This window comes from Mesorhizobium waitakense (genome assembly GCF_056431085.1).
Map to the genome: position 1 here is coordinate 529,380 of NZ_JBWKME010000016.1, position 12,431 is coordinate 541,810.

Below are 12,431 nucleotides of genomic sequence, written 5' to 3' on the forward strand. Positions count from 1 at the left end.
CTCAATTCTCGCCGATCTTCGAGCCCTTCATTGTGATGTCGCTCGATGCCTTAATGCTGATCTTGCCGGACGCATTGACGGAGATATCCTTGCCCTCAATCCCGATCGTGCCGTCTTTCTTCATCATGATCTTGGCGGAGCCGCACTTGATCAGAATCTCGTCGCCTGCGTCTATCACCAGCTTCTTGCCGACACTGATCGAGCTATTCTCGCTAATGCTGATCGAACTATCCTTTGCGACGCTCAGCGAATGTGCCCCTCCGACGCTTGTGGAATCGTCGGCCGCGATGGTGGCGCTGCGCGCCGCGCCAACGCTGAAAGTCTGGGCGCTGCCGACGGTGACGCTTTGATCAGCGCCAACATTGACGGTTTGCGCCGCCGCGATGTTCCAGCTATCCGCGGCCCCGATGTCGTGGCTCTGCGCCGCGCCGACCGTGACCGACCGTATGGCACCGATGGTGTTCATCTGTGCCGCGCCGACTGTTCGGGTCTCGGCGGCGCCCACCGTGTCGATGCGAGCTGCGCCCACCGTGATGGTCTGGACGATCCCCACCGTCTGGGAATGGTTGGCGTCGATGTTCTCCGTCGAGTTCGACACGACATGGATGGTCTCGTTGGCCATGACCGTCAACGAACGGTTGGCGCCCACCGTCTCGGTGTCGTTCGAGCCGATGTTCGTGGTCTGGTCGACGCCGACCTTGACCGTTTTGTTGTTGCCGACGTCCTCGTCGAGGTTGTGGCCGACGGAGTGCTTGGCGTCATGGTCGATGCGGTCGGACTGGTCGTGCTGGACCAGCTTGGTGCGGTCGTGCTTGATCAGAAGGTTGTGGTCCTTCTGCGCCTGGAAATTGACCAGTTCGGAGCCAGCCTTGTCCTCGAACATCAGCTCGTTGTAGCCGCCACCCCCCTTGGAGGAGTCCGACTTCCAGCCGGACTGCGTGGCGCTGCCCGGCAGTCCGTAAGGCGGCATCTGTGAGGCGTTGTAGACCCTGCCGGTGATGATCGGCAGATCCGGGTCACCCTCGATGAAATCGACGATCACCTCCTGGCCGATGCGCGGTATCTGGATGAACCCCCAGCCGCTGCCGGCCCAGGTCTGCGAGACGCGCACGAAGCAGGAACTGTTCTCATCCTTCTTGCCCAGACGATCCCAATGGAACTGGACCTTCACGCGGGCATATTTGTCGGTGAATATTTCCTCGCCGGATGGACCGACCACCGTCGCGGTCTGCGGCCCGCGCATGATTGGCCGTGGCGTGATCCGTGGCGGGCGATAAGCCACGGCGGTCGGCGCCACGCCAAGGATCACCTGGAAGTTCTCGCTGTCGACGTCGGCAAGGGCTCTGTAGCCCGGGTCGAACAGTCTGTATTCGGCGCTGACCACCAGATATTCCTGGTTCTGGTCCTCGCGTGGAAAACCGTCCAGCGTGAACTTGCAGCCCGAATAGAGGCCGCGCACGGTGCCGACAGCGGCGATGCGCTGGTGCACGGCCTGGATTTCCTCGCGGCGGATCGCGGCCAGGCTGTCACCCCGGCCCACTTCGAGATGCGCACCGGGCTGGCGGTAGTTCTCGCCCGCGGCCAGCTTGTGGCTGAACGGCTGGGCCGACTTGGCCATCAGGTCGGCGCCGGGCTTCTTGAAATCATAGTCAGTGTGGGCATAGGCGCCCGGGCGCACCGAACTGCCCGGTATCCATTCGGTGATGTATTCGACATCGCGCCGGGAACCCTGGCCTTCAAAATGATAGGGCACTTTCTCGTAGCCCGGCGCAGGCTTCAGCTTGCTCATCGCGTCGACCAGGACAAGCGTGTGCTTGCCCTCGTCATGCTCGAAGAAATACAGGATGCCTTCATGCTCGAGCAGTCGCTGCACGAAATCCAGATCGGTCTCGTCATACTGCACGCAGTATTCGCGCGGCGGGTAGGATCCCTGCAGGCGCAGATCGAATTCCGCGACGCTGTATTTCTTGAAGATGTCCTTGACGATGTCGACGACGCTCTTGTTCTGGAAAATACGGCAATCGGTGGTGTTGCCGAGAAACCAGAGCCACGGCCTGACAACCGCTTCGTAATAGGCCAGCCGGTCCTCGATGCGGGTGAGCCGGAACTCGGATACGATGCCGCTGAACCAGCGTTTCGGATCGGACTCGCCTTCGACCGAAACCGGACCACCCAGCATCTTGAGCGGATCGATATTGGGGTCTGTGCTTACGAACCCGGCCGTATAGGCGAAACAACGGCTGATCTCATCGCGCCCGATGAGATGCGTGAAGGTCAACAGGTCGGCGCCAACCGGCGTCTGCACAACCGTGGCACGTTCATTCGGCATGGGTCGTGCCCCTCCTGGACGCGGCCGCCGGCGCGATGGATTGGAGTTCCCGCACTCTGTTCAGGAACTTTTTCGACCCGCCGCACCAGGCCATCCGGAGCCTACCACATGTTGCCCTGCGGACCAAAGAGGGCCGATGGTGCCTGAAACTTGCCCTGTCGAAGCAACGGCTCGGAACGCGGCTGTGCTGTTCTACGCGCAAACTGCTAGAATGGTGCAGTATCGATCAACGATCCGCGGCGATCCTGGATGTACATCAGTCTGCAAATCAGCAATGTCGACGCCCTGCCCGCCGGCATCCCGACCGGCTACGCAGCGCGCGATCGCGGCTTCGAAATCGGACGCGATGCTTGTGACTGGACCTTGCCAGATCCCGACAAGTTCATCTCGGGCCGGCACTGCGAGGTTCGATACGAGGCAGGCGCGTTCTGGCTGCACGATGTCTCGCGCAATGGGACCTTCATCAACGGATCGAGCCTGCGCATGACCGGCCCGCATCGGCTGGGCCATGGCGACAGGATGCTGATCGGCCGTTATGTCATCGTCGTGTCGATCGACGAAGAGCGCGCCACGGCAGGCTATCCTCAAGCCAACCAAAATTCGACACCGCGGGAAATGCCGGTCGCGACGGGCCGGCCGCTGGAATTCGGAGGCGGGGCTTTCTTCGAGCCTGCGCAGCAACGGGCCGGGCAGCGCATTCCAGCGTCGGCGTCCTCGTCGACCCCGACACCGCTGCCCTCGACCAGGGACGAGGTGCTGCGGGAGATCGCTATCGGAGCCGGCATTTCGCCGGAACTGCTTCAATTGCGCGACCCGCATGAAGTTGCCGCCGAAATCGGCGCGGTCCTGCGGGCGGTGGTCGAAGAACTGACCTTGCTGCTGAAAGCCCGCGCGGCCGCGAAAACGTTGGCAAAGAGCACACAACGAACGATGATCAGCGCCGCGGACAACAATCCGCTGAAGTTCGTTCCGGGGACCGACGACATCCTCGAAATCATGTTCGCCCGTCGCAGGGCCGGCTATCTTGATGCCAGGCGCAGCATCGAAGATGCATTCCGCGATCTCAAGACGCACGAATTTGCCACCTATGCGGCCATGCAAACCGCGCTCTCCCGGCTGCTTGACGACCTGTCGCCCGAGGCGATCAGCAGGAAACTCCCACCTACGTCGTTTACGTCGAAGAAGAGCCAGGCCTGGGACGCCTATGTCGCGACATGGCGGACCATGGAGGAAGCACACGAGAACGGCATGCTGGACATATTCCTGGCCTATTTCAGCGAGGCGTACGCCAAGGCCGACAAGCAAAAATAGGCGATCCCAAGAAACGTGTGGCCAGGAGACGCATGGCCAAGTAACGCATGGTACAGCAGTCGGCGAAGAAAAGTCCCTTCGACGCCCGGCATCCGGTTCCAATCGACGATTTCTGAGATTACGATCACATACGACAGTTCGCCAAGCGGGTAAGACTCATTGAGCTGGGGGTCTGCGGCAAATGTCATGTGACGGCGGGATAGCGTTTTCCAGTCAATCGTCCTCCGGACACTGCCACGGCCGGCGGGGGTCGTATTTCCATTCCCCGACCAGCAACCGTTTTGCGCCCATCTCGCCCGATCGCGGCCACACCGCCTGCACGGACGGTCGGCGATGACCTCGAAGGACGATCCCTTCGGCCTGGCGGGCAAGACCGTCATTCGCGCAAGTCCACGGCGCGAGAAAAAATCGCCACCAGTTCCCGAGCTACCTGTCGCTGACGGAGGCCAACCCTCTCCGGTCAAGGATTCAACGGTGTTCGATCCTGGGGTCGGGCGGCATACACCGCCGGGCTGGGCATCCGGAACCGTGATTTATCAAGGCGCGGCTTTGGGCGCCGCGGCAGGTGCTGGCTCTTCCGCCGAGCCGGCCCGGGCGGTCGAGCAGGCGATCCTGTTCGGCGCCGCGGACACGGTCAAATACGCCGCGGCAAACCCCATTCTCGCAGCGGCGGCACCTTTGCTGATGCTGTTCGGGCAGCTCAGGATGATGCCCGTCGAAAGACAAGCGGAGCCACTGGCGCAACATGTCGCCGACGCGATCGAAAAGTTCGACCGAACGATGGAGAAGACCGGCGTTCCCGAAGAGGATGCTCGGATCGCGAAATTTGCTCTGTGCGAAACCGCCGACGATCTCATAGGCAACCTGCCTTGGCCCAAGAGCGACGACTGGGCGCAAAACGCCATGCTGCGGCAGTTCTTTCACACCGAGATCACCGGCACAGGCTTCTACGAAGCCCTGAACACGATACTGGCCAATCCCGAGACGCACTACGACCTGCTCGAACTGATGCATGCCTGCCTGTCGCTGGGTTTCGAGGGCCAGTACCGAGGCGTGAGGCGCGAAGACAACAATCTCGAACGCGTTCGACGCGACGTCTACGAGACGCTTCGCTATTTCAGGGCGCGTGCAGGCGAGGACATCTCGCCGCGCTGGCAGGGCCTGGCGGCGACCATGGCGCAGCCGTCGGCCCGCCTGCCGCTCTGGGTCGTTGCGGCAGCGGCGACGGCGCTGCTGACAGCGGCATTCTTCGCATTGCGGGTCTTCATCACCAATGAGGGCGACGCCACCGCCGGTGAATTGCTGGCACTTAACCCATCGACACCAGTCGCCATCGAGCGCGCCAGCGTGGCGCCGTTGGCCGAGCCGGTGAAAGCCACCCCACCTGCAGCCACCGCGCAAATTGATCGCATCCGTTCGGCACTGGCCAAGGAAGTCGAAGGCGGCGGGCTGACCATCGGCACGAAGGGCAACTTCATCGTGGTGGAAATCAACAATGTCCTGCTGTTCCAGTCCGGCAGGGCCGAGGCGAAGCCGGAATTCCAGCCCATTGCCGCCGACATCGCCGCGGCGCTGCAGCCCGAGCCCGGGCAAATCCGGATCGTCGGCCACACGGATAATGTGAAACCGCGAAAGTCGAGCCCGTTCAAATCCAACTTCGATCTTTCCGTCGCCCGGGCGAAGGCTGTCGAAACGATGATGGCACCGAAATTCAGCGATCCCTCGCGACTGACGGTCGATGGCAAGGGCGAGGACGAACCGATCGCCGACAATGCCACGCCGGAAGGCCGCGCCAAGAACCGCCGTGTCGATGTGATGATCCCCAGGGAAGAAACATTGTGAGCACGGCCTGTTGGAAGCGCCCATGACGCGTTGGCTGCTGCGGATGTTCAGCGTAATCGCGCTGGCCGGCTTCGCGGCGGCAGTGTGGTTTGGCGGGCCATTGATCCGCTTCGCAGATACCCGGCCACTGGGGCCCGCCTGGCTGCGCGCAACCATCATCGGCGTGATCGTGGCGGCGCTGGCGCTGTTCTACGGGCTGCGCTTCTGGCAAGCGAGAAAGGCGCAAAAGGCACTCGAGACCGTCGTCGCACACAATGACGACCGCGATGACGATTCGCGGGTGCTCGAAGCTCGGATGAATGAGGCCGTGGCGGCGCTCAAACGGTCGAGCGGCAAGCGCAACTTCCTCTATGAGATCCCCTGGTACGTCGTCATAGGCCCGCCGGGTGCCGGCAAGACAACGGCCCTGGTCAATTCGGGTCTGAACTTTCCGCTTGCCGGTTCGGGGGAGGCCCAGCCGGTGGCTGGCGTTGGCGGAACACGCTCCTGCGACTGGTGGTTTACCGACCAGGCCGTGCTGATCGACACCGCCGGACGCTACACGACGCAGGACTCCCATGCCGAGAGCGACAGAAAGAGCTGGCTCGCCTTCTTGTCGCTGCTCAAGAAATACCGCACCAGACAACCGATAAACGGCGTCATCCTGGCCATCAGCCTTGCCGATCTAATGAGCTTCGACGATCAGCAGCTAGACACCCACATCGTCGAGATACGCAGCCGCCTGAGGGAAATCCACGAGACGCTGAAAATCCAGTTTCCAGTCTACCTGCTTTTCACCAAGGCCGATCTTGTTTCCGGGTTCATGGATTACTTCGGCGATTTCGACGAACCGCGCAGGCGAAAAGTGTGGGGCGCGACGTTCCAGACGGCGGAGCGCGACAGGAACATGGCTGCCGAAACCCCTGTCGAATTCGACGTGCTGGCCAACCGGCTGGCAGACGAGATGGCCGACCGCCTCCAGGACGAGGCCGATCCGCTCACGCGCATCTCCATCTTTGGCTTTCCGGCGCAGTTCTGCGCGCTGCGGGGGCGAATTACCAGTTTTGTCGCCGGCCTGTTCGATCCGGCGCGCAGCCAGGTGAATGTCAGCCTGCGCGGACTCTATTTTTCGTCAGGCACGCAAGAGGGAACGCCGATCGATCAGGTGCTGGGCGCAATCGGCCGCGATTTCGGCAGCAACTCCCGCCCTCACCTTTCCGGAACCGGCAAAAGCTTCTTTCTGCATGATCTGCTGACGAACGTCATTTTTGCCGAATCCGGATGGGTTTCGTACGACAGAGCGGCTGCAAGGCGCGCAGCGATCGCCAGATTTGGCGGCCTCGGCGCAATAGCTTTGGTCGCTGCTGCTGCACTGGGTACGCTCGGCCTGAGCGTCGCGGCAAACCGGTCGCTGATCGCCTCCACAAGTCTGGCCATGGGCCAGTACCGCCAAACGGCAGCCCCCCTGCTCGAAAGCACGACGGTCACCGATGTCGACCTCGAAAACGTCATCGGGCCGCTCGACCAGTTGCGCGATCTGCCGGCCGGGTTCGAAACCGGTGACTTGCCGACTCCGATCGAGGAGACGTTCGGCCTCAGTCAGCGGGAGAGACTTCTTTCGGCATCCAAAACGGCTTATCGGCAAGGGCTGGAACGAATGTTCCGATCACGCCTGCTGATCCAGGCCGAGCGGACGATCCAGACCAAGATGGCTGATCCCGTCGCGCTCTACGAACCGTTGAAAATCTATCTGATGCTTGGCGGCAAGGCGCCGAAGGTCGATGACGCGTTGATCGTTTCCTGGATGAAGCAGGATTGGGAGCAGAACCGATATCCAGGCGAAAACAACCGAGCAGGACGGGAGCAACTCGAAAAGCACCTGCGCGCCATGCTGGCATTGGACGACGCCTATGATCCGGTTTTCGAACTCAACCAGCCGCTTGTCGAAGCCGCCCAACGTTCTCTCGGGCGCATGAGTCTTGCCGATCGAGCGTCCGCATTGATCCGGTCAGCGATATACGCGGCAGCACTGGACGACTTTTCTGTTTCCCTGAAAGGCGGCCCGGAAGCGCAAGTGCTGTTCGAGCGCATCAACGGCAGCGATCTGTCAGGCCTTCGTGTTCCCGGTATCTACACCTATGCCGGCTTCCACACCTTCTATCTCCCGCAACTTTCGCGCATTGCGCAGATGCTTGTCGACGAGCAATGGGTTCTCGGCGGAGGCGGTGAGCAAGGCGACATCGATCAGCAATTGCTCAAGCTCGGCCCCGAACTTCTCGATCGCTACGGGAAGGAGTTCGCAGCCGCGTGGAACAGCGTCCTCGACCAGTTGAAGTTCAAAGCGATGCTGACGGACAAGCCGCACTACATCGCGCTTTCTGCCGCTGCCTCCCCGACCTCGCCGATAAACCAGCTCTTTGCGGCGATCGCCAACGAAACAGCGCTGACGCGAGACCCTGGTGACGGCAACGGTCCTGGCGCCGAAGAAGCAGGTACGGCCCAAAACCAGCCGGGGCACGCCGCAGATCTGGGCAAGGGTCTGGCCCGCATCGGCATACAAATCGCGACCGGCAAATCGCAAAGTCGCGCCGGCACAAGGGCGGCCGACACACAGAACCCGAATCCAGGTGCGAACATTGAAGCGCAGTTCAGACCCTTCCAGGCCCTGGTGAACGGCCCTGCCGGACACCGCCCAATCGATGCCCTGACCCAGAACTTCAGCGATATCTATCAGAGCCTGCAACTGGCGGCCGAAGTTCCTTCGCAGACGGAGCGCGTCAATACGAACCTGCAGCTGCAGATAGCCACCCTTCGCGCCAATGTCTCGCGTCTGCCCAAGCAACTTGGCCGGATGGTCAACGCAACGGCGGATGAGTTTGAAGGCAACGTCGCCGAAACCTCGGTGGCAAACTTGAACCAGATGCTCGACCAGACGGTGACGGCTCCCTGTGAGGCGGCGATCAACGGCCGGTATCCCTTCGCGGGCGACGGCACCGAGGATGTTGCCATGGCGGATTTCGCGAAACTTTTCGCGCCGGGCGGGCTGATGGACCGGTTCTTCGCACAAAACCTCGCATCGCTGATCGACATGACCGGCCAGGACTGGAGCTGGAAACAGGATGCGCGCTTTGGACGCGACCTGTCGAAATCGACCCTGAAAGACTTCCAGCTGGCGGCGGACATCCGCAGCGCCTTCTTTCCATCGGGCGGTTCAGTGCCCTTGGTCAGCGTCACCTTCACCCCATTCTCGCTGCATGGCGACGCCGATACGGCGATACTCGATGTCGATGGTCAGATCGTCCAGAGCAACCAGACAGGTAACGCGCCAAGCACCGTGACCTGGCCGATCGGTACATCGTCCGCGTCCGCCAGTCTAAGCCTGACGCCGGAAATGCCAGGCCGCGAATCCGCCATCAAGTTCGAAGGGCCGTGGGCGCTGAAGCGGCTTCTGGACAAGGCTGCCGTCATCGGCAGCGACAGCAATATGCAGGCACGCTTCGTGATCGGCGGCCGCGACGTTACCTATACGATCCAGGCAGGCTCCGGCACCAACCCCTTCTTGCTCCCCGCGCTTTCCGGGTTCAGCTGTCCGAAAGCGTTTTGAGATGGGGATCCGCAGACCACGCAGAGACCTTAGTTTTCGATACTTTAATGTTCGAGCCTGTGGCAAAGTAACACGAGCGAGCGCCTGAAAGTGCGCCGCAGAGGACGCTTGAGAAGCGCTTGGTGGCAAAGTGAACACTGTCGCCCTTCCCTTTGAGAGCTTCGGGGTAAGCCACAAAGGCTGTGTCCGTGAGCTCAATGAAGACAACTATCTGGTCGAGCCACAAACTGGTCTCTGGGTGGTAGCCGACGGAATGGGTGGACATGACGCGGGAGAGGTCGCTTCGGCCAGTATCGTCGATCATCTGGCAACGATCGGCATTGCCAGCTCCGCACCTGATCTTCGGGCGCGCTTCGAGGACAGGCTGAGCAGGGCCAATGCCGAGATCCGCGGGATATCCGAATCTCGCGGCATAACCATCGGCTCGACTGTTGCCGCCCTGCTGGCGATGGATGGGCGGTTTGCCTGCCTGTGGGCGGGTGACAGCCGCGTCTATCTGATCCGCAACGCCTCGATCTCGCAGATCTCGAAGGACCACACCGAAGTTCAGGAGCTCGTCGACAGGGGCATGATCAGCGAAAGCGAAGCGCGCACGTGGCCGCGCCGCAACGTCATCACGCATGCGGTCGGCGTCAGCGACGAGATTGTCATCGATTTCCAGCAAGGCGAAATCATGCCGGGGGACATTTTTGTGTTGAGCACCGATGGGCTGACGGCGCATGTCACCGACGCCGAGATCGAGGCGGCGACCGTGTCCGCGACACCCCAGGCGGCCTGCGAAAAACTGCTGGAAACGGTGCTGGCGCGTGGCGGAACAGACAATGTGACTATCGTGCTTGTGAAGATCGGCGACGGGCGCGATGGGCAATCGCCACGTCCAGATCTCTACAAAGCGGGGGGTTGAGGCCGATGAGCGCCGACGACAAGACGCGAATATCGGGGGGCATGGCCAACACCGCCGTAGGCACGCAACTCAGCGGCATCTACGAACTTGACGAGCGGATCGCATTCGGTGGCATGGGGGAGGTCTACCGTGGTCATAACATCCAGACCGGCGACCACGTCGCGATCAAGATCGTCCTGCCCGAGTTTGCCCGTGACCAGACGATCCTGTCGCTGTTCAAGAAGGAGGCATTGATCCTCAATCGCCTGTCGCATGATGCGGTCGTGCGGTATCACGTCTTCACGACCGATCCCGGGATCGGCCGTCCCTACCTTGCCATGGAATTCGTCGACGGCGAGTCGCTGTTCGACATCATGCGACGTGGCGCGATGCCGACGGATGAGGTGCGCAAGCTCTGCCATCGGCTGGCGGCCGGCCTGAGCGCGGTGCACCAGGCGGGCGCGATACACCGCGACCTGTCTCCTGACAACATCATCCTGCCGGGGGGCCGGGTCGACCGCGCAAAGATCATCGATTTCGGTATCGCACGATCGGCGACCGTGGGCGGCGAGACCTTGATCGGCGGAAAATTCGCGGGAAAGTACAACTACGTTTCACCCGAGCAGCTCGGGCTCTACAGCGGCGACGTCAGCGAGCAGTCCGACATCTACAGCCTCGGACTGGTGCTGGTGGCCGCCCTGCGTGGCAAGCCGATCGACATGAGCGGATCGCAGTTCGAGGTCATCGAAAAGCGTCGGACCGTGCCTGATCTCTCCGACATTGACGATGATTTTCGCGACATTGTCGAAGCCATGCTGCAACCCGATCCGCAAGACCGGCCGATCAGCATGGCGGAAATCGCCAGGATGACGCGTGACGACAGTGAGGAGACAACGCCGCCGACTTCCATCACACCCCGCGATCGTCCGGCTTTGCCGCGAGCCGGGGAAACCCTTGCGCCCGACACCAAGACCCAGGGCCGGTCATCCAGTGTCGAGAGGCACAACGCCGCAACGGCAACCGGTTCGGGTGGGCAGCCCTTCGTCCCGCATGTGCGCCCCGCGCATTTGTCCCAACCGCGGTCTCCGGCGCTCGCCGGCTCACCACGCCCGGCCACGGCTGATGTACCTGGAAAATCCACAAAGACCCGAACCATCGCGATCGCTGCCTTGGCGACGCTGGCTGTCGCCTCCGGCACGGGCCTTTATCTCAGCGGCTTCATGACACCTGCGATGCCGACGGCCGGCAAGCCATCGCTTTCCGCACCAGAGCCATCGAAGCCCGCACCAGAAACGTCAATGCCGGCCCCCACGGACAATGCCGCGACCGCCCCTGAGCCGGCAGAGCCAGTTCCGCCCGCGCAGCCGGAGGCCAGCCCACCACCGGCTGAAAATCAGCAAGATGCCGCGGCGGCTCAAAAGCCGCAGCAAGCCAAGCCCGTCGAAGTCCCCTCGCAAACCGAAGAACCCCCGAAGCCATCTGCAACGGCGGCGCAGCCGCCGCCCGAAAAGGCGTCGCCGGCGATCCAGCCCGATACGATGGCCAGCGACAGTCAAACGTCGGCTCCGCCGCCTGTCTCGACCGCTCCAACTCCGCCAGCAACCGAGAAGGTCTCGACGCCGCCGCCGGCCCAGCCAGAGGTTGTCGAGAGCCAAAAGCCCGAGCCACAGATCAGCCAGCCGGCAGCACCCAAGCCGACCGTGCCGGCGCCCAAGCCCACGGCAAGCCAGCCGGATGTGAACGCCGAGAGCCAAAAACCTGCGCCACCGGCAGCCAAGCAGCCTGACCAGCCTGTTATCACGTTGAACGTGCCCAAGCCGGAGGTTCCGCCGATCGTCGACGACATCGCGCAACGAGTATCCTGGGTTCGCGACTTCGGCGGCGGCGACTGTTTCTATGCCACCATGACGTCGGCAACCGACAAGGCCGCCGCGATCGAAGGATTTGGAACGGAAGTTCAGCCATTCGAGCGGATGCTTGGCGATTTCCAGGCAAAATTCCATGTCGAGCCGGATATCAGCGTCCGCCTCATTGAACCAGGCCAATGCGAAGTCACCAACTTTCTGCGCTTTCTGGGGCAGACCGCGGCCGACAAGCCGCAGCTTGTTCTCGATCGGACATCGGTGCCGAACGGTACGCCGATCAGCGGCACGCTGGTGACGCGTGGCGGGCTCATTTCCAGCGTGCTGCTGATCGATCACAAAGGCATGGTGTTCAATCTCGACGAGCGCGTCGTCGTAAAACCGGACAAGGTCACCTTCAGAATCCCGATCGGTCTCGGCGCCGCCGACCAGGCCGCCGGAAAGGCGGTGCCGCAGATCATAATGGTGATCACCGGCCCCAAGGATATTCGGGCGGCTGCGTTCTCCACGCCCACACCAGCCTCAGTGCTACTCCCCAAGATTCTCGAAGAAATCGAGACCGACGGATCTCAGTTCTCAGCCACCGCCAAGTATTTCAGGCTCGGCGGATAGCATGGGCGC

Annotated in this window: 6 protein-coding genes; 5 read left to right on the plus strand and 1 reads right to left on the minus strand. The window is 62.0% G+C overall.

What is annotated here, in order from left to right; all coding sequences use genetic code 11:
* Position 1 precedes the first annotated feature (1 nt).
* On the minus strand, positions 2-2,329 hold the full coding sequence (locus tag AC07FD_RS05055) for a type VI secretion system Vgr family protein (protein ID WP_478348909.1): 2,328 nt from the start codon (positions 2,327-2,329) through the stop codon (positions 2-4).
* A gap of 249 nt (positions 2,330-2,578) precedes the next feature.
* On the opposite strand from AC07FD_RS05055, the gene tagH reads away from it, so the two are divergent.
* The 5 genes from tagH to AC07FD_RS05080 all read left to right on the plus strand — a co-directional run bounded on the left by tagH (position 2,579) and on the right by AC07FD_RS05080 (position 12,422).
* The gene (gene tagH, locus AC07FD_RS05060) at positions 2,579-3,640 is read left to right on the plus strand and encodes a type VI secretion system-associated FHA domain protein TagH (RefSeq protein WP_478348910.1); all 1,062 of its coding nucleotides are present in this window, start codon (positions 2,579-2,581) and stop codon (positions 3,638-3,640) included.
* A 333-nt stretch (positions 3,641-3,973) separates the two neighbouring features.
* Positions 3,974-5,482: a type VI secretion system protein TssL, long form gene (gene tssL / locus AC07FD_RS05065; protein WP_478348911.1), complete on the plus strand. Its 1,509-nt coding sequence runs from the start codon at positions 3,974-3,976 to the stop codon at positions 5,480-5,482.
* 22 nt (positions 5,483-5,504) lie between these two features.
* A complete protein-coding gene (tssM, locus tag AC07FD_RS05070) occupies positions 5,505-9,065 on the plus strand; it encodes a type VI secretion system membrane subunit TssM (protein WP_478348912.1) in 3,561 nt (1,186 codons plus the stop codon).
* A gap of 130 nt (positions 9,066-9,195) precedes the next feature.
* Entirely contained in the window at positions 9,196-9,969 is a 774-nt protein-coding gene (locus AC07FD_RS05075; protein WP_478348913.1) for a PP2C family protein-serine/threonine phosphatase, read from the plus strand.
* Between the two features lie 5 nt (positions 9,970-9,974).
* Complete coding sequence (locus AC07FD_RS05080) at positions 9,975-12,422, plus strand: serine/threonine-protein kinase (protein WP_478348914.1); 2,448 nt, start codon at positions 9,975-9,977, stop codon at positions 12,420-12,422.
* Positions 12,423-12,431 lie beyond the last annotated feature (9 nt).